The 24,209-nt window shown below is 43.0% G+C and carries 18 protein-coding genes; 7 read left to right on the top strand and 11 right to left on the bottom strand.

From position 1 onward, the window contains the following. Nucleotides 1–112: 112 nt before the first annotated feature. The 6 genes from glpC to A4G13_RS07230 form a co-directional block, all read right to left on the bottom strand. Complete coding sequence (glpC, locus tag A4G13_RS07255) at nucleotides 113–1,390, bottom strand: anaerobic glycerol-3-phosphate dehydrogenase subunit GlpC (protein ID WP_090655565.1); 1,278 nt, start codon at nucleotides 1,388–1,390, stop codon at nucleotides 113–115. 9 nt (nucleotides 1,391–1,399) lie between these two features. Next, nucleotides 1,400–2,695 (bottom strand): glycerol-3-phosphate dehydrogenase subunit GlpB, encoded by a 1,296-nt coding sequence (glpB, locus tag A4G13_RS07250; protein ID WP_090655569.1) that lies wholly within the window; start codon nucleotides 2,693–2,695, stop codon nucleotides 1,400–1,402. Next, the gene (glpA, locus tag A4G13_RS07245) at nucleotides 2,685–4,367 is read right to left on the bottom strand and encodes an anaerobic glycerol-3-phosphate dehydrogenase subunit A (protein ID WP_090655640.1); all 1,683 of its coding nucleotides are present in this window, start codon (nucleotides 4,365–4,367) and stop codon (nucleotides 2,685–2,687) included. The genes glpB and glpA overlap by 11 nt, the downstream gene beginning before the upstream one ends. A 206-nt stretch (nucleotides 4,368–4,573) precedes the next feature. Next, on the bottom strand, nucleotides 4,574–5,680 hold the full coding sequence (gene glpQ, locus A4G13_RS07240; RefSeq protein WP_090655572.1) for a glycerophosphodiester phosphodiesterase: 1,107 nt from the start codon (nucleotides 5,678–5,680) through the stop codon (nucleotides 4,574–4,576). A gap of 130 nt (nucleotides 5,681–5,810) precedes the next feature. Then, the gene (gene glpT, locus A4G13_RS07235; RefSeq protein ID WP_090655576.1) at nucleotides 5,811–7,256 is read right to left on the bottom strand and encodes a glycerol-3-phosphate transporter; all 1,446 of its coding nucleotides are present in this window, start codon (nucleotides 7,254–7,256) and stop codon (nucleotides 5,811–5,813) included. A 332-nt stretch (nucleotides 7,257–7,588) separates the two neighbouring features. Continuing rightward, a complete protein-coding gene (locus tag A4G13_RS07230; RefSeq protein WP_041640046.1) occupies nucleotides 7,589–8,329 on the bottom strand; it encodes an MIP/aquaporin family protein in 741 nt (246 codons plus the stop codon). 354 nt (nucleotides 8,330–8,683) lie between these two features. Between A4G13_RS07230 and glpK the strand changes: the two genes are divergently transcribed. Further along, nucleotides 8,684–10,195, top strand: a complete 1,512-nt coding sequence (gene glpK / locus A4G13_RS07225; RefSeq protein ID WP_090655580.1) for a glycerol kinase GlpK — start codon at nucleotides 8,684–8,686, stop codon at nucleotides 10,193–10,195. 52 nt (nucleotides 10,196–10,247) lie between these two features. On the opposite strand, the gene murQ is transcribed toward glpK, so the two are convergent. Together murQ and gorA are read right to left on the bottom strand one after the other, a co-directional pair. Next, complete coding sequence (gene murQ / locus A4G13_RS07220; protein WP_090655582.1) at nucleotides 10,248–11,162, bottom strand: N-acetylmuramic acid 6-phosphate etherase; 915 nt, start codon at nucleotides 11,160–11,162, stop codon at nucleotides 10,248–10,250. 143 nt (nucleotides 11,163–11,305) lie between these two features. Beyond that, nucleotides 11,306–12,676: a glutathione-disulfide reductase gene (gene gorA / locus A4G13_RS07215; RefSeq protein ID WP_011201143.1), complete on the bottom strand. Its 1,371-nt coding sequence runs from the start codon at nucleotides 12,674–12,676 to the stop codon at nucleotides 11,306–11,308. 277 nt (nucleotides 12,677–12,953) lie between these two features. Between gorA and aspA the strand changes: the two genes are divergently transcribed. Further along, nucleotides 12,954–14,372 (top strand): aspartate ammonia-lyase, encoded by a 1,419-nt coding sequence (aspA, locus tag A4G13_RS07210; protein ID WP_090655585.1) that lies wholly within the window; start codon nucleotides 12,954–12,956, stop codon nucleotides 14,370–14,372. Nucleotides 14,373–14,453: 81 nt separating this feature from the next. Here the strand turns inward: aspA and A4G13_RS07205 are convergent, their stop codons facing one another. Continuing rightward, a complete protein-coding gene (locus A4G13_RS07205; RefSeq protein WP_011201141.1) occupies nucleotides 14,454–15,212 on the bottom strand; it encodes a DeoR/GlpR family DNA-binding transcription regulator in 759 nt (252 codons plus the stop codon). A 205-nt stretch (nucleotides 15,213–15,417) separates the two neighbouring features. Between A4G13_RS07205 and ltnD the strand changes: the two genes are divergently transcribed. The 5 genes from ltnD (at nucleotide 15,418) to A4G13_RS07180 (ending at nucleotide 20,432) form a co-directional block, all read left to right on the top strand. Next, a complete protein-coding gene (gene ltnD / locus A4G13_RS07200) occupies nucleotides 15,418–16,317 on the top strand; it encodes an L-threonate dehydrogenase (RefSeq protein ID WP_090655587.1) in 900 nt (299 codons plus the stop codon). A gap of 1 nt (nucleotide 16,318) precedes the next feature. Further along, the gene (gene otnK / locus A4G13_RS07195; protein WP_090655590.1) at nucleotides 16,319–17,563 is read left to right on the top strand and encodes a 3-oxo-tetronate kinase; all 1,245 of its coding nucleotides are present in this window, start codon (nucleotides 16,319–16,321) and stop codon (nucleotides 17,561–17,563) included. After that, nucleotides 17,560–18,192 carry a 3-oxo-tetronate 4-phosphate decarboxylase gene (gene otnC, locus A4G13_RS07190; RefSeq protein WP_011201137.1) on the top strand — a complete coding sequence of 211 codons (633 nt, stop codon included), beginning with the start codon at nucleotides 17,560–17,562 and terminating at the stop codon, nucleotides 18,190–18,192. The genes otnK and otnC overlap by 4 nt, the downstream gene beginning before the upstream one ends. Before the next feature lies 1 nt (nucleotide 18,193). Then, nucleotides 18,194–18,970, top strand: coding sequence for a 2-oxo-tetronate isomerase (otnI, locus tag A4G13_RS07185; protein ID WP_041640039.1), 777 nt, complete (start codon nucleotides 18,194–18,196; stop codon nucleotides 18,968–18,970). Between the two features lie 109 nt (nucleotides 18,971–19,079). Beyond that, complete coding sequence (locus A4G13_RS07180; protein WP_090655593.1) at nucleotides 19,080–20,432, top strand: GntT/GntP/DsdX family permease; 1,353 nt, start codon at nucleotides 19,080–19,082, stop codon at nucleotides 20,430–20,432. 131 nt (nucleotides 20,433–20,563) lie between these two features. On the opposite strand, the gene A4G13_RS07175 is transcribed toward A4G13_RS07180, so the two are convergent. Together A4G13_RS07175 and A4G13_RS07170 are read right to left on the bottom strand one after the other, a co-directional pair. Next, nucleotides 20,564–21,409, bottom strand: coding sequence for a 23S rRNA (adenine(2030)-N(6))-methyltransferase RlmJ (locus A4G13_RS07175; protein ID WP_090655597.1), 846 nt, complete (start codon nucleotides 21,407–21,409; stop codon nucleotides 20,564–20,566). A 141-nt stretch (nucleotides 21,410–21,550) separates the two neighbouring features. Next, entirely contained in the window at nucleotides 21,551–24,172 is a 2,622-nt protein-coding gene (locus A4G13_RS07170) for a penicillin-binding protein 1A (protein ID WP_090655600.1), read from the bottom strand. Between the last annotated feature and the right edge of the window lie 37 nt (nucleotides 24,173–24,209).

Genomic DNA, 24,209 nt, shown 5'->3' with positions numbered 1-24,209 from the left:
TGATTTTCCATTTAGTTAACGAAACGTTTTGCATAGATGTTCAAAAATCAGCAAAAAAATACCGCACTTTGGGTTACGAAAGTTGCAAAGTGCGGTCGGTTTTTGAGGATTTTTATTGGTTTATTGACATAGCCAATAATGTAATCGGGTGGATACAGATTACATTACTTGACATATCAATTTGCCATTTACAGGTTTGACATTCCGAGATTACGTAGTCAAAACCGCCTTCGTTGATGTTATCAAACAGCGTTTTACCGATGGCTTGGGAGGTTTCATAGTTTTCCGCTTTGAAACCGTAAGTTCCGGCGATACCGCAGCATTGCGACGGCAACACAACCACTTCCAGTCCCGGAATTTGTTTTAAAATTTCAAGGGTGTATGGCGCCCAGCCGGCTTTTTCTACATGGCAGGCCGTATGATAGGCGACACGGAGTTTAAGCGGTTTTAACGGTAATGTTTTGCCTTGTTGGAATAATTTATATAGGAACGGCGTTACCATGTGAATGTGCGGGCGCACTTTGGCATTGTCGATACCTAAAATATGATGATATTCGTCACGAAGGTTTAAGGTGCAGCTTGAAGCTTCACTGATAACATCCAATCCGTTTTCATCCAACATTTTTTCAATGTAATCCGTGTTGAATTGCGCAAGTTTTTTCGCTCGTTCAGGGAAAGCGTTCACACTCAACGGCAACCCACAGCATTTTTCTTTTTCGAGCAACACCACGCCGATATCCATGGCATTAAAGACCTGAATAAATTCTTTACCTAATTGCGGATTATTATAGTTAACGTAGCAACCGTGATAATACGCCACTTTTTGGTCGAATTTTGTCTGTTCTTTTGCCGCGTTTTTCATGTACCAGCTGCGAAACGTACCAAAGGAGTATTTAGGCAAAGTGCGGTGTTTGCTTACCTGAATGGTTTTTTCCAACACGAATTTTGTAGCTTTTAAACCCGTTACGGTGTTCACAATCGGGGCGAACGGTGTTGCAAGCGTGCCCATAATATCCGTATTACTTAAAATCGCATCGCGTAATTTTTGTACGAAAGGTTTGTTTTGCTGCGCTAAGTGTTTATTTCTCGCACGAACGATGATGTCGCCAATTTTTACATCTGACGGACAAGCAACTTCACAACGTTTACAGTTTAAGCAGTATTTTAATGCTTCATCATAGAATGAAGGGCTTTTTAAGCGTAAACGTTCGCCGTCTGGACCCGCCTGCTTAGGCCCCGGATACAACGGATTGTTGCGGGAAACCGGACAAACGGCGGTACAAGCGGTACATTTTATGCAACTTTCAAAACTTTTATCATGAAAGATTTCCGCCGCGATAGGAGATTGCATATCTTGTTTTGCTTGCTTAATCAATTCTTGAATATTCATTCTCTCCCCCTAATTTCTGCTTTCTTTAGCGATAATATTGTCTGCAACTTTCAATGCCGTTGTAACGGCAACTCCTGAGCCGCAACCCAGTTCAATACCGTTATAACCGCCGATGACCGCACCAATGGCAAACAGATTTTCCACGTTGTTTCCGTTTTTTTGTACCTGACATTCGGCATTAATGACTACGCCGGCAGATTGGTAAGGTTGCGGATCGGCAAAGCGTTTACTGATCCAGGAGAAACGATCCGTTGCATTAAACCGCTCGGTTTTTACGATGTCGGATCTGAATAACGGTTCATAAATTTCTTCAAATTCGGATACTAAACCGTTACTAAAGAATCCGCCGGAAGCTAACACAAAATATTTTGCCGTAACGGCGTTTTCAAGATGTAATTGTGTGAAAATACGGGCGACTTTATTACCTTCGAATTCGGAACGTAATGCGCGATCACCGTTAAACATTACACCGCCCAGCTTTTCAAAACGATGACGTAATTGGCGGTGTTGGCGAATACCCAATAATGAAGGCGGAAGTGTCGGTAGCTCATAAAGTTCGATGCCGGTCGCTTGTTTGAGCGATTCAAAGAATGATTGGTCGTCAAGCCCGAAACAGGCGGGTAAAAATGCCGCTTTGGCATTACCGACCGCTTGTTTGATTTCATCCACAAGATTATTGAACGACAATTTATATTCAAGCACTTGAGCGATATTTACACTTCGGAATTCGCGACTGTTTTGGCGCAAATGATCTAATTCCGGAATATGCAAGAAATTCGTCGTAATTTCACAATGAGCAAATTGCGGATTTTGTTTGAGGTTATCCGCTAATAATTGCGGTTGAAAATCATGATAGCCTTCAATGCCCAGCAATACGATGTTATCGTGCGGGAATTTGCCCTCAAGGCTGACTGTCGGCACACTGTTGGGTGAAAGCCATGTACCGCGCAGACCGCCAAGTGCGGTTACTCTTTTATGATTTTTGTCGCTTGAACCGACCAAAGATAAATTGAGTGATTTGGCAAGGGTTTCGAATTGTTGTATTTTGTCTAATACCACATCTTTGCCTAAAATAACATAAGGGTGGTTTGGTGATTGTTGCGCAAGTGCGGCATAAGATTGTGCAAAAGAATCCACCGTACTTCCGTTTGGTAAGCGGCTTAATAAATCCATAGAACCGGAAGAAAAATCCAGTGCCGCCTGACCGTTATTAATGATTGCACAACGAACGCCTTTTTCTTGTAGGGTGAGACCGCAGGTTAAACCGGCGATTCCCGCACCGATAATCACGACATCAAAATTCATTGTTATTCACTCCTTGTGCATCTTCTGGTAATACATCATTTAAACCAAGCAGGCTGTAATAAATCCAGCTTGTGAATTCGGCTTCACGCACCGCATCGCCCCAGGCAATAGGGCGAATGCCTTTCCAGCGTTCTTCCATAAATGAGGCTAATTGTTCCGTTGACTGACGAGGCGTCGCCACGTCAAAACGCGCCATTAAACCGGCGGCACGACAGGCGCAAAGTTCCGCCTGGCAGGTTCCCATTCCCACACGGGTGCGACGGCGTAAGTCAATAAGATTGTTGACGTTAAGTTCATCAACCGCATAACGCACTTCGCCTGCGGTAACCGCTTCGCATTCACAGACTAAAGAACGATCTAAACGTTCGTTTTCCAATAAACGGGTAGCGCGCGAACCATGGCGATAAACGGCGGAGTTACGAATCGTAGTCGGTAGAGAAACCACTTTTTGGCTGGTTTCTTCACGGCTTTCATTAGAACCCGGTAAAGTGCGGTTGGCCGTTTCGCATTTTTTGCTGTTGTTGAGTTTTTGACAGACTAAATCCGTCGCCCATTCAGCCATTAAACGATAAGTCATTAATTTACCGCCGGTAATGGTAATAAAACCATCCAAACCGTCACGTTGTGCGTGATCCAGCAATACGATACCTCGGCTTACATTACGACCGGACGGGTCATCATCCGTCGCCACTAACGGTCTTACCCCCGCATAGGCGCGAAGTACGCGGGTATGACGCAGGCTCGGTGCTAATTTTTCCCCCTCGCGGATAAGAATATCCACTTCTTCCGGCGTTACTTCCATGTTATCGATCTGATCGTAAGGAATGCGGTCGGATGTGGTACCTATTACACAAATCGTATCGCCGGGTACCAGAATATCCGCATCCGCAGGTTTACGACAGCGGTTAATAACCATGCCGTTGATACGGTGCCCCATGACTAATAACGCCCCTTTTGCCGGGAACATACGAATTTTTAAATCCGCGTATTCTGCGATACCCTGACCCCAGATCCCGCCGGCATTGACCACCATCGGCGCAAAGAACTGACGGTTGATTTTATTTTTATGATCGTAAACATTGACCCCGATAACGCGTCCGCCCTCACGGATTAAGCCTTTTACTTCGCAGTAAGTGAAAACCTGAGCGCCGTTTTCAACCGCATCAATCATATTGGCTGCGGTTAAACGAAACGGGTCGATAGAACCGTCGGGAACTACTACCGCGCCGACTAAATCCGGATTTACGGAAGGTTCCATAAATTTTGCTAAAGTCGGATCAATGGCTTCCGCTTCAATGCCGGATGCCTGACAAGCCTCGATAAATTTTTTCTGATAGTCAAGATCATCTTCCGGCAGAGTGATAAATAAGCCTTTCGTGTCATCCACACAATGACGGGCAATACGTTTTAAAATAAGATTTTCTTTGATACATTCTTCGGCGGATTCACGATCATTGACTGCATAACGACCGCCGCTGTGGAGCAAGCCGTGATTACGGCCCGTCGCACCGGTCGCAATATCATGACGCTCTAACAATACGCATTTCAAACCGCGTAATGAACAATCTCGAGCCACACCGGCACCGGTGGCACCGCCCCCGATAATAATCACATCAGTATTAATAGGTGAAAAATCACCAACATTTTTATAAAGTTGAGATGACATTCCCATAATGCCCCCACGAGTGAAAGTAAATTGATTGGTTGTTAAATAAAATACGCAACCCAACATAGCGTAATGTTATTTTATTGTAAATGAGCGTTTTAGAATAGTATTTTGAGCGAAAAAGAAACTATATTGTGAAGGAGATCACAAAAAATTTTGAAAAAAAGAACCGCACTTTTTTAAGTGCGGTTCAAAATTAGGAAATTTTGGTTTTATTGTTTATTTTTATCTTTACCTAGAAACTTCACGGCTAAATCGGGGAAGTCCGTAAATAAGCCGGTTGCGCCCGCATGGTTATATAATGCGTCATACATTTGGTTTACATCGGTAAAGAATGCCGGTAATGCGTCTTTACGGACCGTGTAAGGATGAAGTTCCATTTTCGTTTTCGCAATATCCGCTACCATCGGTGTATATTTTATATCGCCGGCTTTAGAGTTTTTATCGTCGATTAACATATACCAACCCGGTCCGACACCGTCGGCATATTTAGCGACTTCAGCCATCGCACCGTCTTTAAACATCCAGTCATAATCGTAGTTTACCCATTTGCCCTGTGCATTTTTTTCTTCGGTTTCATGCCAGTCGGTATAGGCAACCAATTGAACGAGTTTTACATCCATACCCATTTTAGGGAGCAAGTCGGTTTTAATCCGTTTCAGCTCATTAAAATCGAAGGTTTGCAGATAAACTGGATCCGTTTTCTTGGTGTAGCCGTATTTTTGTAATACTTTTAAAGTAGCGACGGCAATATCTTTGCCTTCCTGATGATGTAACCAAGGTGCTTTTATTTCCGGATAAATCCCCACTTTTTTGCCGGTGGATTTTTCTAAACCCTGAATAAATTCAAGTTCTTCTTCAAACGTGTGAATAGTGAAATGGGATTTCCACATAGGGAAGCGGTTCGGATAAACCTGCACCTGTTTGCCGTTTTCCGTTTTGAAATTTTCTGTCATTTCGAGGGATTTGATTTCTTTTAATGTGAAATCCGCCACATAATAACGCCCGTCTTTACGGTGACGATTCGGGAATTTTTTAGCCACATCGGTTAAGCCGTCCAGGAAATGATCGTGGATCACAATCAAATGGTTGTCTTTGGTCATGGCTAAATCTTGTTCTAAGTAATCCGCCTGTTGAGCAAACGCCAAGGCTTTACTTTCCAATGTATGTTCCGGTAAATAACCGCTTGCGCCGCGGTGGGCAATGACTAATTTTTCCTGATTGTTCATAGGCGTTGTTTGTTGTGCGGTTTGACTGGAGCAAGCTGCTAAGGTTGCAAATGCTAAGCCGATCGCAATGGTTTTTAGTTTATGTTTCATTGTAGTTCTCCTTATGTTTAGAGCTAAAAAGTGCGGTTAATTTTTGCGAAGTTTTTAAAAAAGAAAAAAGGAAGAACAATTGAGGTACTGCTCTTCCTTTCGCATTATTTGAAACCTTACAGGGTTAATGTTATTTTCCGTAATGGTCGCCTAAATTGGCTTTATGTTTGCCTTCGGCAACCATAACGATGAACATTAAGATAACCGCTAAGATACCGCCGGTGATCATGACGTAGAAACCGCCGTCCCAACCGAATTTATCGGCAGCCCAACCGACAACAGCTGATGCGGAAACCGTACCGCCCAAGTAACCGAATAAGCCGGTGAAACCTGCTGAAGTACCCGCCGCTTTTTTCGGTGCAAGTTCAAGTGCGTGTAAACCGATTAACATTACAGGACCATAGATTAAGAAACCAACGGTTGTCATTAAAATGAAGTCCATCAATTGGTACGGATTTTTATAGAACGGTAAGCCTGCGTATTGCGCGAGTTCCGCTTCCGGTGTAGCCGGGTTTTTCCATAATGCAAATACCGCAATAGTGGTTAAAATCATGAAGATGAAACCGGTTAAACCGCGTTTACCTTTGAAGATTTTATCCGATACCCAACCGCACAATAATGTGCCCGGAATTGCGGCTAATTCATAAATTGTATATGCCCATGCGGTACCTTTGATATTAAAGTGTTTTACTTCACCCAAATATACCGGAGACCATTTTAATACGCCGTAGCGGATTAAATAAACGAATACGTTAGCAATAGCGATGTACCATAACAATTTGTTTTTTAATACATAGTTCACGAAAATTTCTTTTGTAGTCAAATCGTGTTCGTATGTTTTTTCGTTATAGTCGTCAGGATAATCGTTACGCCATTTTTCAATCGGCGGTAAACCGCAGGATTGCGGCGTATCTTTCATCACGAAATAAACCGGAATGGCTGCGATCATCGCGGCAATACCCGGATAATATAACGCTTGTTGCCATACGTCTTTGGCTGTTGCCTGAACACCGGTATTACTGAAATAAACGGCGCTTGCCAATAATACCATCATACCCGGAACCATACCGCCGACGTTATGGGCGCAGTTCCAAATTGAAACGATGGTACCTCGTTCGGATTTTGACCACCAGTGAACCATTGTACGTCCGCAAGGAGGCCAACCCATACCTTGGAACCAACCGTTTAGGAAGATCAGCACGAACATAATTAAAATGCCTGATGTCGCCCATGGAATTAAGCCCATCAAGGTCATACATAAACCTGAAAGTAATAAACCGAAAGGTAAGAATACTTTCGGGTTGGAACGGTCAGACATACCCGCCATTACGAATTTAGATAACCCGTAAGCAAGACCTGCGCCGGTACCGATAATACCGAGTTCCGTTTTAGTATACATGCCCGCTTCAATTAAACCTTTTTGTGCTAAATCGAAATTCGCACGAACGAAGTAGAATGCGGCGTAACCAAAGAAAATCCCCATAAATACCTGCCAGCGTAAGCGGCGGTATGTAGAGTCTATTTTATCTGCCGGCAGCTCTGCGATAGCAGGAGCCGGTTTGAAAGGACCAAACATAAAATTCTCCAACTTGTTATAAATATAATAATATTTTGCCGTGATTAACTGACGTTAAAACATGAGCATTTTGGTTCTCAATTGCAATGCATAAAGCACTTGCTGAGCCAAAGATACGCTAATTTTGATAAAGAAAAAATTAAAATGTTATATATTTGTGATTTTAGTCACAATATTTTTGAGTGTTTTCGAACTATTACGAAAGTTTCTTAACTATAAATTGGTATTTTTGAAAAATAGCGCGGGCGAATTCGAGCAATTCATCATAAATAAAAAAGGTCAACTTAACCGAATAAGCTAACCTTTAAATTTATATAGAAATCATCAGTTATTTACATAACGATTTGATAACCAATAGCTGCAAGTAAACCACCGATACATGGACCTAATACAGGAACCCAGGCATATCCCCAATCCGGAGATGTTTTTAGTTTTTTGCTTAATAATGTTAGTGCGATACGAGGACCTAAGTCACGAGCCGGGTTAATTGCATAACCTGTTGTACCGCCCAGACTTAAACCGATTGCCCATACAAGAATCGCTACCGGTAAGCCGCCGATAGAACCTAACCCCACCGGTGTTGCGCCTTCCGCACCAGGTAATGTGATTGAGCCCGCTGAGATATAGAAAATTACGGATACCAACACTACGGTACCGATAATTTCACTGAATAAATTGCTACCGTAATTACGGATAGCGGGTTCAGTACAGAAAGATGCGCGTTTTGCGCCTTCATCCTCTGTTGCCGAGAAGTGATCCCGATAGAATAGGTAAACGACTAAACCGCCGAAAATACCGCCGAGAATCTGAGCGATGATATAACCGGGAACCATTGTCCAGCTGAAACCGCCGTTTGCCGCCAAACCTAATGTTACCGCCGGATTTAAATGTGCGCCGCTATACGGACCCGTCGCTACAACGGCGACATAAACCGCAAATGCCCAAGCGGTTGTGATTACAATCCAGCCGGAACCATTCCCCTTGGTTTTGTTAAGGCAAACATTTGCCACAACCCCATTACCCATTAGAACTAAAAGTGCTGTACCTAAAAATTCTGCTAAATACGGATTCATATTTTTCTCCTTAGATGATTGAGAATTATGCTTAAAAAAATTGTGATTCGTTGTTTTTATTAAAATAAGTCATTAGGGATTTTTTGAATTCTCTATTCTCACAGAGAATGTGTGTCATTATGTAAAGAATGAAATAAAAGAAAAGAGGCAAAATTCAAATTTGTTAACTCCTTCACAATTATTTTTCGATTTAGAATAATTTTGTAAAATAATTGTGAGCAAGTTCAAATATTTGATTTTTTCCGCTTTATTATTTGAGCGATATTGATTAATTTTGTCCCGTGATTTGTTCGTTTTAGTTCAAAATAAGTTTTGAACACATATTTTATAAATTACTCAAGTAGGAGATTAACTATGTCTGAGAAAAAATACATCATTGCGTTAGACCAAGGTACAACAAGTTCTCGTGCCGTGTTATTAGATCATGATGCGAATATTGTGGAAATCGCTCAACGTGAATTTACTCAGATTTATCCTAAAGCCGGTTGGGTAGAACATAACCCGATGGAAATCTGGGCGACACAAAGTTCTACTTTAAACGAAGTGGTGGCAAAAGCCGGTATCACTTCCGATGAAATTGCCGCTATCGGTATCACCAACCAGCGTGAAACCACAATCGTATGGGAAAAAGAAACCGGCAATCCGGTTTATAACGCAATTGTATGGCAATGCCGTCGTACTTCCGATATTACCGATAAATTAAAGGCGGACGGTTACGAAGACTATATCCGTCAAACCACAGGTTTAGTGGTGGATCCTTATTTCTCAGGCACTAAAGTAAAATGGATTTTGGATAATGTAGAAGGGGCGCGTGCAAAAGCGGAACGCGGCGAATTGTTATTCGGTACGGTAGATACTTGGCTGGTGTGGAAATTAACCCAAGGTCGCGTACATGTGACAGACTATACCAATGCTTCCCGTACTATGCTATTCAACATCCATACCAAGCAATGGGATGACAAAATGCTGGAAATTTTGGATATTCCGCGTTCAATGTTACCTGAAGTGAAAAACTCTTCCGAAGTTTACGGTCAAACCAATATCGGCGGTAAAGGCGGTGTGCGTATTCCGGTTGCAGGTATTGCCGGTGACCAACAAGCGGCGCTTTACGGTCATTTATGCGTGACTGCGGGTCAAGCCAAAAACACCTATGGTACGGGCTGCTTTATGTTGCTTCATACCGGTGATAAAGCCATTACTTCTAAAAACGGTTTGTTAACAACCATCGCCTGTAATGCAAAAGGCGAACCGGAATATGCGCTTGAAGGTTCCGTATTTATTGCCGGCGCATCCATCCAATGGTTGCGTGACGAACTTAAAATCGTACATGATAGCTACGACAGCGAATACTTCGCCACCAAAGTGCCGAGCACCAACGGCGTTTATGTTGTGCCGGCGTTTACCGGCTTAGGCGCGCCGTATTGGGATCCGTATGCACGCGGCGCGATTTTAGGTTTATCCCGTGGTGCAAACCGTAACCATATTGTGCGCGCAACCCTTGAATCTATCGCTTATCAAACCCGCGACGTGCTGGAAGCGATGCAGTCCGACTCCGGTGAAAAATTAAAATATCTCCGCGTGGACGGCGGCGCCACCGCAAACAACTTCTTAATGCAATTCCAGGCGGATATTCTTGACGTAAATGTTGAACGTCCGGTAGTGAAAGAAGTAACTGCGTTAGGTGCGGCATATCTTGCCGGCCTTGCCGTCGGATTCTGGAAAGATCTAAGCGAATTGCAAGACAAAGCCCGGGTAGAACGCACATTCACGCCGGATAACGATAACGAAAAACGCGAACGTCGTTATAAAGGCTGGAAAAAAGCGGTTCGCCGTGCATTAGAATGGGCGAAAGAAGACGCGGAATAAACCTTCACTCGATAAATAGCAAAAGTGCGGTAAATTTTACCGCACTTTTTTGTTATTGAGATAAAGCGAGGCTTAATTTGCCTTGATGCCGTTGTAATAACGCCAATGCTGGTTGTTTGTCCAGATTTGTTAATATCATCATAACGGCCAATTTTGCATTATTATCCGCTGCTTTTAAGAAACGTTCCGCCACTTCTTTTTCGCAATCCGTCGCCTGCATCACAATACGAATGGCTCTTGCCCGCAATTTTTCATTGCTTGCCTGCACATCAACCATCAGGTTTTGATAGCATTTTCCCATCAATACCATGCTGGCCGTAGTGAGCATATTGAGCACCAGTTTTTGTGCCGTGCCGGATTTCATGCGGCTTGACCCGGTAAGCACTTCTGCGCCGACGAGGGTATCAATGGCAATATCCGCTATGCTTGCCATTGCCGAATCCGGATTGCTGGCAATAGATATTGTAATCGCCTCCAGGGATTTGGCATAGTTCAATGCGCCTATGACATAGGGCGTTCTGCCGCTTGCCGCAATGCCGACTAAAATATCTTTTTTCGAAAAATCAATTTGTTGTAAATCCGCTTTGCCTTGCTCTGCATTATCTTCCGCCCCTTCTATAGGGTGTCGTAAGGCACGCTCGCCGCCGGCAATCAACCCGACCACCATTTCAGGTTTGACGCCGTAAGTCGGCGGACATTCCGAAGCGTCTAATACGCCTAACCGCCCGCTGGTTCCCGCACCGATATAAACCAAACGGCCGCCTTGCTGAAAAGTCCGTACGATTTTTTCTACCGCCTGCGCAATTTGCGGTAATACTTTTTCAATGGCTAAAGGCACCTGTTTGTCTTCATTGTTGATTAAGGTTACTAGTTCTAACGGGGAAAGACTGTCCAGGTTCATTGAATTCGGATTGCGTTGCTCGCTAATCATGCGTGCAAGCGAGGATAAAAGATTTTGTTCGGTCATATTTTTATAGGTTGTTTAAAATAAATCGGATAAAGATATGATAATACGCTTGAGTTAAAAGTGCGGTATAAATTTTCGGTTTTTTATTGGGTTCAATAAACAAAAAAGGTAGATCGCTCTACCTTTTGTTGTTATCGGATACATTAACGCATGGTGACAAATTCTTCCGAACCTGTCGGATGGATTGCAACTGTGTTATCAAAGTCTGCTTTGGTGGCACCCATTTTAATGGCGACGGCAAAACCTTGAATCATTTCATCTACGCCGAAGCCGATACCGTGTAAACCGACGATTTTTTCATCAGCGCCCGCACAAACCAGTTTCATTCGACAAGGTTGGCGATGTTGGGTAACAGCGGTGTACATTGCGGTAAATGACGAGGTATATACTTTCACATTTTCGGCACCGTATTTTTCAATGGCTTTAGGTTCGGTTAAACCGACAGTACCGATTGGCGGATGACTGAATACAACGGTCGGCACCAGATTATAATCTAAATGCTCATCCGGTTTATTGTTGAATAAACGTTCGGATAGCCGACGGCCGGCCGCAACGGCGACAGGCGTTAATTCAATGCCGCCTTCAATAATATCGCCGACCGCATAAATGCCCGGAATATTGGTATTTTGGTATTTGTCCACTTTGATAAAACCGCGGTCATTGGTTTCCACTCCCGCCGCTTGCAGATTAATGACATCCGTTGCCGGCTCGCGACCAATCGCCCATACAAGGCTATCGACTACGGTTTCACGACCGTCTTCCAGTTTTAAGGTCAGGGAGCCGTCGGCATTTTTCACCACTTCTTGCGGAATTGCTTTTTGATGTAATTGAATGCCGTCTTGAACAAGCACTTCAACCAACGTATCGACGATTAAAGGATCCTGATTACGCAACGGCGCATGTTGGCGCACAAATAAATGGGTTTCAACGCCGAAACTGTTAAATACGCCGGCAAGTTCTACCGCAATATAACCTGCACCGACAACAGCAACTCGTTTCGGTAATTCGTTTAAGGCGAATACGCCGTCTGAGCTGATACCGAATTCCGCACCTTTTACATTAGGAATACTTGGGCGACCGCCGGTAGCGATAAGTATATGATCCGCCGTAATTTGCTCTGAGCTGCCGTCTTCATAGCTGACTTCGACGGTTTTTGCATCAACAAAACGGGCGAAACCATTAAAAACATCCACTTTGTTTTTACTTAATCCGTTACCGTATGAGGTATGAATACGGCCGATATAAGCCTGGCGGCTTTCAACTAACTTCGCAAAATCAAATTTATTCACCGAGACGTCAAAACCGTAGTCTTCCGCATAATGATTAATTGCATCCGCGATATGAGCCCCGTAGAACATTACTTTTTTAGGTACGCAGCCGACATTCACACAGGTGCCGCCCAAATGTTTGGCTTCGATAATCGCACATTTTTTGCCGTAACCGGCTGCACGGTTGATTGACGCAATACCGCCGCTACCGCCGCCGATAGAAATATAATCATAATGTTTAGTCATGTTTGTTGTCCTATTTTCCCGTTGAGATTGGTTCTATTTTGCCTAAAAAATAAAAAGAAAGCAAAGCGGATAAAATGATTGGTTTGATTGGTTTTATCAATTTAAAAATAGTTATTTGAAGAAAATAGCTATTTTATTTGCCCTAAAAAAAGTAATGAATAACATTATTTTTATGTCGGTGACGGACTTTTTAAATTTGATGTAGATCACATTATTACGCCATAAGAGTTACTATAATAGCAACCAATTAAAGAGCGTCATATCTAAGGAGAACAACATGGCAGCGACAAGAAAAGAAGTAGATTTACTCGGTGAACGTGAAGTGCCCGCCGATGCTTATTGGGGAATTCATACATTAAGAGCGGTAGAAAACTTTAATATTTCTAAAGTAACTATTTCTGATGTGCCTGAATTTGTAAAAGGCATGGTAATGGTTAAAAAAGCAACTGCTCTTGCCAACGGCGAACTAGGCGCTATTCCTGCGGATATTGCCAAAGCAATCGTAGCGGCTTGCGACGAAATTTTAACTACCGGGAAATGTTTAGATCAATTCCCTTCAGACGTATATCAAGGCGGTGCAGGTACTTCCGTAAACATGAATACCAATGAAGTGGTGGCGAATCTGGCATTAGAAAAAATCGGTCATCAAAAAGGCGAATACAATGTGATTAACCCGATGGATCACGTTAATGCCAGCCAATCAACTAATGATGCTTATCCGACAGGGTTCCGCATTGCCGTTTATAACAGCATTTTAAAATTAATGGATAAGATCCAATATTTACACGACGGCTTTGATAACAAAGCGAAAGAATTTGCCAATATTCTGAAAATGGGTCGTACTCAATTACAGGATGCGGTGCCAATGACAGTGGGGCAAGAATTTAAAGCATTTGCCGTACTATTGGAAGAAGAAGTACGTAACTTAAAACATGCGGCGGATTTACTTTTAGAAGTGAATCTAGGTGCGACGGCTATCGGTACCGGCTTGAATACGCCTGCGGGATATTCCGAATTAGCGGTGAAACGCCTTGCCGAAGTGACAGGTTTACCTTGCGTTAAAGCGTCAAACTTAATCGAAGCGACATCAGACTGCGGTTCTTATGTTATGGTTCACGGCGCATTAAAACGTACTGCGGTAAAACTTTCAAAAATTTGTAATGACCTGCGTTTACTTTCATCAGGTCCGCGCGCCGGTTTAAATGAAATTAACTTACCTGAATTACAAGCCGGTTCTTCAATCATGCCGGCAAAAGTTAACCCTGTTGTGCCGGAGGTAGTGAATCAGGTTTGCTTTAAAGTAATAGGTAACGACACAACCGTTACTTTCGCTGCGGAAGCCGGTCAATTGCAATTGAACGTAATGGAACCGGTAATTGGTCAGGCTATGTTCGAATCTATCGACATTTTAGCTAATGCCTGTGTGAATTTACGTGATAAATGTATCGACGGAATTACCGTAAACAAAGAAATTTGTGAAAACTACGTGTTGAATTCAATCGGTATCGTAACTTATCTGAACCCGTTCATCGGTCACCATAATGGCGACATCGTCGGTAAAATCTGCGCGCAAACCGGCCGTAGCGTACGCGATGTAGTATTGGAAAAAGGGTTACTCACAGAAGCGGAATTAGACGATATTCTTTCTGTTGAAAACTTAATGAATCCGACTTACAAAGCGAAGTTAAGTAAATAGTTTATCCAAAACTTTAGAAAAAATGACCGCACTTTTAAAACTGCGGTCATTTTTTTAGGATTTTTGCGAAATAAATAAACTTTATACGAGCAATAATTCTATTCTCATTTCATTAATTGCATCTTTGGCATTTTCCAATAAATCAGAATCACAAATAATCACATCAAATTCGGACAGCGGGCAAATCTGGAAGGTTGCGACTTTACCGTATTTTGACGAATCCGAAACTAAAATGCGCTTATTACTGGATTGTAAAATAGCTCTTTTGACCGGTAATTTATTTTCATCAGGTGTGGTCAAGCCTTTTAAATTCCAGGAAGATGTGGAAATAAATGCGATATCAATAGAAATTTGGCGTAAAAACTGAGCGGCAAGTTCTCCGACGGAAGAATAGTTTGATTTATTTACCGAACCGCCGGTATGGATTAATTCACATTTTCCCGCCTTCATTAAAAAATTAGCGATCACAAAATCATTGGTAATGACTAATAGATCTTCACGGTCAACAATATGGTGCGCAATCTCTAAGGTTGTTGTACCTGCGTCAAGGTAGATTGTTGTTTTTTCAGGAATTATTTCGGAGGCTTTAATTCCTATCTGGCTCTTCTGGGAAGGTGAAAGCAATGATTTATCGTTATGTGTCGGCTCGATGGATAAATGTTCTAACATTTTTACTCCACCGGAAACCGAAACCACTTTGCCTTCTTCTTCTAGTTTTTGAATATCTCGGCGAACGGTCATATGGGAAACACCTAAGGTTTCCACCAGCTGGCTGATACTGACTATATCTTGCTGGCTAATAAGGTTTAGTAACATTTTTTGTCGTTCGGCTGGAATCACTACTCAATCCTTTCACACTACTAAGTTTAATGGTTTATTCTAACTTTTATTGGTCAATTTGTCAGCTTGATACCAATAAAAACAAATATTCACACAATTTAACTTTATTTGTTAATTTTTGTGATCTTTGTCTCAGTTTTTTATTTTTTAAAAGGGCATAATGCGAACCGTAAAACAACATTCATCCACAATAAGGAGAAATATTATGAGTTATTCAGTTGCTGTGATCGGTCTTGGTTCAATGGGCATGGGTGCTGCCGTGTCATGTGTGAATGCGGGGTTAGAAACCTACGGTATTGATTTAAATCCGGCGGCATTAGAGAAATTAAAAGCGGCCGGGGCAAAAGATGTGGCCACCAACGGCGATGCTTTTGCTAAAGACTTGGATGCGGTTGTCGTCTTAGTGGTCAATGCAGCCCAAGCCAATGCCGCATTATTTGGCGAAACCGGCATTGCGAAAAAACTAAAACCGGGTACGGCAGTAATGATTTCTTCCACAATGGCCGCCGCTGACGCACAAGCAATTTCACAAAAATTAACAGAATTAGGTTTGATTATGTTAGATGCGCCGGTTTCCGGTGGTGCCGCGAAAGCAATGAAAGGTGAAATGACCGTTATGGCTTCAGGTTCAAAAGAAGCGTTTGATAAATTACAACCCGTTTTAGATGCGACGGCAAGCAAAGTATATAACATCGGTGAAGCTATCGGTTTAGGCGCAACAGTGAAAATCGTACACCAATTATTGGCGGGCGTACATATTGCGGCGGGTGCGGAAGCCATGGCGTTAGCCTCAAAAGCGGGGATTCCGTTAGACGTTATGTACGATGTGGTGACCAATGCGGCAGGTAATTCCTGGATGTTTGAAAACCGCATGAAACACGTGGTTGACGGTGACTATACGCCGTTATCTATGGTGGATATTTTCGTAAAAGACTTAGGTTTGGTGAATGATACCGCTAAATCTCTCCACTTTCCGCTTCATTTGGCAAGTACCGCATATTCAATGTTTACCGAGGCAAGCAATGCCGGTTTCGGTAAGGAAGACGACAGCGCGGTAATTAAAATCTTTAGCGGTATAGAGTTACCCAAAAAAGGAGGCAACTGATATGTTAGGTGTTATTGCGGACGATTTCACCGGTGCAAGTGATATTGCCAGCTTTTTGGTGGAAAACGGCTTAAGCTGCGTACAAATGAACGGTGTGCCGAAAGCGCCTTTGGCGGATAAAGTGGATGCCGTGGTTATCAGCTTAAAATCACGTTCAAATCCCGTAAATGAAGCGATTGAACAATCGCTGAATGCCTTTAACTGGCTCAAAGCGAATGGTTGCAGCCAATATTATTTTAAATATTGTTCTACCTTTGACAGTACGGAAAAAGGCAATATCGGTCCTGTAACGGATGCCCTATTAGATGCGTTAAATGATGATTTTACGGTGATTACGCCAGCATTACCGGTTAACGGCCGTACTATTTTTAACGGTTATTTATTTGTCGGCGATATTTTGCTAAGCGAATCCGGTATGCGTAACCACCCGATTACCCCCATGAAAGACGCCAATTTAATGCGCTTAATGGATGCGCAATCTAAAGGAAAAACCGGTTTAGTCGCCTACTCGGATGTTATTCAAGGTGCCGCACGGGTAAAAGAACGTTTTGTCGAATTAAAAGCGCAAGGTTATCGTTATGCCGTGGTTGATGCGGTTGATAATGCGCAATTGGCCGTACTCGCCGAAGCGGTAGCCGATTTGAAACTGGTAACCGGCGGTTCGGGATTAGGCGCCTATATGGCGGCACGTTTAAGCGGCGGCCAGAAAGGGGTTAATGCATTTATTCCCGCTAAAGGAAAAACCGTAGTGTTATCCGGTTCCTGTTCTGTCATGACAAACAAACAGGTTAACGCTTATAAAGCGAAAGCCGCAAGTATTTATCTTGATGTTGAATCCGCATTAACCAATGCAAATTACGCCGATGAACTTTATCGCGAAGTGGTGAAATACTTAGACGAACCTTTAGCTCCGATGGTGTATGCAACGGTTCCTCCGGAACAACTGCATGAAATTCAGGCTAAATTTGGCGGCGATAAAGCAAGTCATGCCATTGAAAATACCTTTGCGAAATTAGCCCAACGCTTAAAAAACGAAGCGGGAGTGGTTAACTTTATTACTGCCGGCGGGGAAACATCAAGCATTGTGGTTCAGCAATTAGGTTTTACCGGATTCCATATCGGTAAACAAATCGCTCCGGGGGTACCTTGGTTAAAAGCATTGGATGAAAATATCTCGCTGGCCTTGAAATCAGGTAATTTCGGTAAAGAAGACTTTTTTGAATATGCGCAAGGAATGTTGTTATGACGGATTTAGAACAAAAAGAACTTATGGTACAGCTTGGTCGTTCTTTCTATGAGCGGGGCTATTCTGTTGGCGGTGCGGGCAATTTGTCCGTTCGTCTGGATGAAAACCGCGTATTAGTGACACCGACCGGCTCGTCATTAGGACGATTGAAAGTAGAACGCTTATCCGTTTTGGATATGGACGGTAATGTATTGGAAGGCGATAAACCTTCCAAAGAATCGGTTTTCCATCTGGAAATGTATCGCAAAAATCCGAAATGTAATGCGATTGTCCATTTACACTGTACTTACCTGACCGCCTTATCTTGCTTGCAGGGATTGGATCCCACTAACGCCATGAAGGCTTTCACGCCATATTACGTCATGCGGGTGGGTAAAATGCAGGTAATTCCTTACTATCGTCCGGGTTCTCCCGAAATTGCCCGTGAACTAAGCGAAAGAGCATTGAGCGGTAAGGCCTTTCTGCTTGCCAACCATGGTGTCGTAGTAACCGGTGCCGATTTATTGGATGCATCTGATAATACGGAGGAGTTGGAGGAAACGGCAAAACTCTTCTTTACCTTGCAAGGACAAAAAATCCGTTATCTCACTGATGATGAAGTGAAAGATCTTGAAAACAGAGGAAAATAAAATGCCTAAATTTGCAGCAAACTTAACCATGATGTTTAACGAGGTACCTTTTTTAGATCGTTTTGAAGCGGCGGCTAAAGCGGGATTTAAATATATTGAATTTCTTTGGCCTTATGATTATCCGGCCGAACAGATTAAAGCCAAACTGGATCAATACGGTTTAAAACAAATTCTGTTTAACTCATTACCCGGCGATATTGCTGCCGGCGAATGGGGTGTGTCCGCCATTCCCGGCAGAGAAGCCGAAAGCCATCAACATATTGATTTGGCTTTGGAATATGCCTTGGTATTGCAATGTCCGACCGTATTAATTATGGGCGGCGTTGTCCCGCCGGGTCAGAGCCGCGCCAAATACAAACAGACTTTTATTGATAATTTGCGTTATGCCTCGGAAAAATTTAAACCGCATAATATCAATATTGTACTGGAAGCGTTAAGCCCGCAAGTAAAAGAAAATTATCTAATGAAAACCCAGGACGACGCCCTAGAAATTATTGAGCTGGTCAATCGGGACAATGTGTTCCTACAGCTTGATTATTACCACGCTCAAAATGTGGAAGGCAATCTTGCGCGTTTAACCGATCGGGTGGCGCCTGTGATGAAACATATTCAAATCGCATCCGTCCCGGATCGTCACGAACCCGATGAAGGAGAAATCAACTATCAATATATCTTTGATAAGCTTGATGCTATCGGCTATGACGGTTATGTAGGATGCGAATATAAACCGCGAACCGAAACTACAGCCGGTTTAGCCTGGTTTGAAAAATACAAATAAATTTAAATAGATTTAAATAAAAAAGAGAGCGGTTGTTTTTTTAGATATTTTTTAGTTGTCTTTAAAGATAGCCGCTATTTTATTGGCTCTTTTATACCAGGAGTATTATATGTCTAATGAAATGCTTATTTTAATTGGCATAGTCAGTGTTATTGCTTTGCTTTTAATTATGATTAAAGGCAAAGTTCATCCCTTTGTAGCTTTAAGTTTAGTAAGTATTGCGGTTGCACTTTCTTCAGGGATCCCTATGGGGAAGGTTGTACCTACGTTAATTAGCGGTATGGGCGGAACGCTTGGTAGCGTGGCTTTAATCGTCGGTCTTGGTGCGATGTTGGGTAAGATTATTGAAAAATCCAACGGTGCGGATGTTTTAGCCGGTTGGTTATTGGATAAGTTCGGTGAAAAACGTGCGCCCTTTGCCTTAGCCATGACCGGATTTATCTTCGGTATTCCGGTATTCGTCGACGTGGGCTTTATCGTTTTAATTCCAATTATTTTCAGTGTAGCCCGTCGCATCGGCGGTAATATGTTGGTTTATGCGTTACCAATCGGTTTATCTATGTTAACCGTTCACGTATTAATGCCGCCTCATCCTGGCGTGGTTGCGGGGGCACAAGTTTTAAATGCGGATATAGGTTTAGTACTGGGATTAGGTTTTATTGCCGCACTTCCCGCCGTATTAATCGGTCAGACTTTTATTCCGTTATTCACAAAAAATAATTTTGTCGCCATTCCCGCTTCAAGCGATTTACTTGAATATCAAAAACAGGTATCCAAAAATGTTGACGGTTTACCAAAATTTGCAACCGTATTAGCGATGATTGTTTTTCCGCTTCTATTAATTATGTCCGGCACTGTTAGTGCAACAGTCTTACCTAAAGAAAGCATTGTTCGCGAATTCTTCAGTATGGTGGGCGCATCTCCGTTTGCATTATTGCTTGCCGTATGCGTATCTTCATATATTTTAGGTATCCGTCGCGGTTGGAGAAAAGAACAGCTTGAAGAAATTCTTAACTCGGCATTAGCGCCGATTGCGGGAATTATCTTAATTACCGGTGCCGGCGGTATGTTTGGTAAAGTCTTGAATGAAAGCGGTGTAGGCAACGCTCTTGCCGATGTGTTATCAAGCACAGGTCTGCCAATCCTGGCCTTATCCTTTATTCTTGCTGCAATGCTGCGGGCGGCACAAGGTTCCGCGACTGTCGCTGTTATTACAACGGCGACCATTCTGGCACCGGCCGTTACATCCGCAGGCTATTCGGATATACAAACCGCATTGGTAACAGCGGCAATTGGCGCCGGCTCAATGACTTTGTCTCATGTTAATGACAGCTTGTTCTGGGTATGGACTAAATTCTTTGGTATAACCATCACCCAAGGGTTACGAACCTGGTCAATTCTTTCAACTATTTATGGCTCACTAGCATTTCTTATTGTTACTTTAATGTGGATGTTTGCCTAGTCTCAAAGGGAAATAGAGCAAATTTAACGAACAATTCGCTCTATTTAATTGAGATGTGTTGCTATAAGTTGATTTAAATTTCATTGAAAAATGACCGCAGTTTTAAAACTGCGGTCATTTTTTTAGGATTTTTATTCGGGTACGATCCAGTTAACGCTCCAGCTGCCGGTGCCTTCGGGTACTAATACATTGGTTAGATATGGCAGAATTTTCTTCATTTGCGCTTCCAATTGCCATGGCGGGTTAATTACAATCATGCCGCTTGCGGTCATACCCCGTTGATCCGAATCCGGGCGAACCGCCAGTTCGATTTGCAGGATTTTACGGATTCCGCTGGCTTCTAATCCTTTAACAATGCGTTTGCTTTGTTGGCGCAGTACTACCGGATACCAAACGGCATAAATGCCGGTGGCGAAGCGTTTATATCCTTCAACAATCGCGTTGACCACTAAGTCGTAATCTTCTTTCATTTCATAAGGCGGATCCATTAAGACTAAGCCGCGTCGTTCTTTGGGCGGCAAGGTGGCTTTTACCTGTTGGAAACCGTCATCCCGTTTTACAATGATGTTTTTGAATTCTTTAAAATTATTACGCAATAAAGGGAAGTCCGTTGGGTGCAGCTCCACTAATAATCCACGGTCTTGCGGGCGCAGCATTTGTGCGGCGATCAACGGAGAGCCCGCATAATAACGCAGTTCTTTGCCGCCGTAGTTGAGTTTTTTTATCAGATCTACATAACGTTGTACTTCTTCCGGTAAGTCGTCCCGTTGCCATAAACGTGCGATACCTTCCTCAAATTCAGCGGTTTTTTCCGACTCTTGGCTGAATAATCGATAACGACCTACACCGGAATGGGTGTCTAAATAATAAAATCCTTTTTCTTTTTGGGTTAAATTTTCAATAATCAGCATTTCTACGATATGTTTAACCACATCCGCATGATTGCCGGCATGAAAACTATGACGATAACTCAACATAAATTAGCCTTAGGTAGTTGAATAGGCAAAGCCTAAGTAAATAATTAAAAATTTGTAAATTTTGACCGCACTTTTAATTGCTAAAGTGCGGTCCGTTTTATTAGAGTCTGTTTATAAAAGATAAACAGACTCTAAAGTTATTTAGAATAATTCTTTGCGAGAAGGTGCGGGTGCAGCCGGTGCCGGTTGACCAATAGGCACATATTCGCTGGCGGAAGGCGTTTGGAACGGAAGCCCTTCCGGCACATAATAACCGCGTTCCTGTACAAAGGCGCGTTTCGGTTCCGTACCCTTGATGAAGTATTCAGTACGACCGCCGCCTTTTGAGAGCAAGCCCGAGCCTAAATCAATGGATTTTTCAATGATATTGGCAGGCGTCGGTAAAACGCGTTCAGGAACATCTTCCAGCACAAATTTCATATAGTTAATCCATGCGGGCATCGCGGTTTTTGCACCGGCTTCGCCTTTACCTAAGTTACGTTTATTGTCATCAAAACCTACATAAACGGCTGTAGTGAGATTGGCGCCGAAGCCGGCGTACCAAGCCACTTTAGCGTTGTTGGTTGTCCCCGTTTTACCGCCGATATCTTTACGTTTAATTTCATTTGCCATGCGCCAGCTGGTACCTTTCCAGCCCAGTCCCTGTTCGCCGTAAATGGCGGTGTTTAACGCACTGCGGATTAAAAATGCCAATTCGCCGGTAATTACCCGAGGCGCATACTGTACCTGAGAACTGTCGGTTTTGCCTTCGACCATTAAATTTAAGGCATCTTCATTGATTGTTCCGCCTTGATTTTGCAACTCCGGTACATCATTGTTTTCGCCGTTTTGATCGGTTTCTTCACCGTTTGTGTTTTCGTCGGTTTGGGCTAAATTTCCGTCGGCATTGACGGAATCATTCTCTTTGAAACCATCTACTTTGTCTGTAGTTTGCCCGTAAATTGTCGGTATTTCATCACAAGTGCTGCAGGCGATTTTCGGATTCGCTATGAAAATGTCTTTACCCGAATTATCAACAATACGGTTGATGATAAAGGGGTCGACTAAGAAACCGCCGTTATCGAACACCGCATAACCTCGCGCCATTTCTAACGGCGTGAAAGAAGCGGCACCTAAAGCGAGCGCTTCACTGGCGAAATATTGTTCGCGTTTGAAACCGAAGCGTTGTAAAAATTCGGCAACATAAGGAATACCTGCCGTTTGCATTGCTCTGATTGCAATCATATTTTTAGATTGTCCCAAACCTACGCGTAAACGCATCGGACCGTCATAGCGATCCGGTGAGTTTTTCGGGCGCCATTCCGCTTGTCCCGGTTTGCGAATACTAATCGGCGTATCCTGTAATACGCTTGATAAAGTTAAGCCTTTTTCCAAGGCGGCCGCATAAATAAACGGCTTGATAGAGGAACCCACCTGTACCATGGATTGGGTGGCGCGGTTGAATTTACTTTGTTCAAAACTAAAACCGCCCACAATGGCTTCAATGGCGCCGTTATCACTGTTTAAGGAAACCAGTGCGGAATTTGCTTCGGGAATTTGGCCTAAAACCCATTCGTTATTATCCCGTTGTCGAATCCAAATTTGCTCGCCGGTTTTGAGGGATACGTTTCTTCCGCCCCAACGCATTGCGGCGGCATTTAAGGTCATTTTTTCACCGGAAGCCAATAATAACTCGGTGCCCTCTTTAGCGACGGATAAAATCACCGCCGGCAAAAACGGTTCTGAATTCGGTAACTTACGCAAGGTATCAATAATCTTGTTGTTTTCCCAAGGCGTGTCGGTTTGTTGCCATAAAGGCATAGCGCCGCGATAACGGCTATGGCGCATATCATAATCAATTAGGTTGTTACGCACCGCTTTTTGCGCTTGCGCCTGATCCTGTGAAAGAATGGTAGTGTAAACCTTAAAACCACTGTTATAGGCGCTTTCTTCTCCGTAACGTTTTACCATTTCCTGACGCACCATTTCGGTGACATAATCTGCGCGGAACTCAATTTGTGCGCCATGATAAGAAGCTTTGATCGGTTCCTGAACGGCTTCGTCATATTGTTCTTTATTAATAAATTGCATTTCCAGCATACGCCCTAAAACCACATTGCGACGTTCTTCCGAGCGTTTTAAGGAATACAACGGATTCATTGTTGAAGGCGCTTTAGGCAAACCGGCAATGATCGCCATTTCCGATAAAGTCAAATCCGCTAGGTTTTTACCAAAATAGGTTTTTGCCGCAGCAGCGACACCATAAGAACGATAGCCTAAATAAATTTTATTCAGGTAAAGTTCCAGAATTTCGTTTTTAGTTAAAGTATTTTCAATTTCAATGGCAAGAATGGCTTCTTTGGCTTTACGGATAATCGTTTTTTCCGGCGTTAAAAAGAAGTTTCTGGCAAGCTGTTGAGTAATTGTGCTCGCGCCTTGAGATGCGCCTTTGTTTGCGATAGCGACGGAGACCGCACGGGCAATGCCTACCGGGTCTAAACCGTGGTGCTCATAAAAGCGGCTGTCTTCGGTGGCTAAAATGGCGTTAATCAGCATTTTCGGTACATTTTCAAGTTTAACCGGAATGCGACGTTGCTCGCCGACTTCGCCAATCAGTTTTTCATCTGCGGTATAAATTTGCATCGGTTGCTGTAATTCGACGGTTTTTAAACTCTGAACGTCCGGTAATTGAGATTTTATATGGAAATATAATAATCCCCCGGCTACACAGCCTAAAATAACGATGGTTAGCAAGGTGCTAAATATTAATTTTACGATCTTCATTCCAAAACTTACTCTTGTTTAATGTGTTTTAGCTAAA

The organism is Basfia succiniciproducens (assembly GCF_011455875.1).
Lineage (GTDB): Bacteria > Pseudomonadota > Gammaproteobacteria > Enterobacterales > Pasteurellaceae > Basfia > Basfia succiniciproducens.
This window is presented reverse-complemented; position numbering and strand designations above follow the sequence as displayed.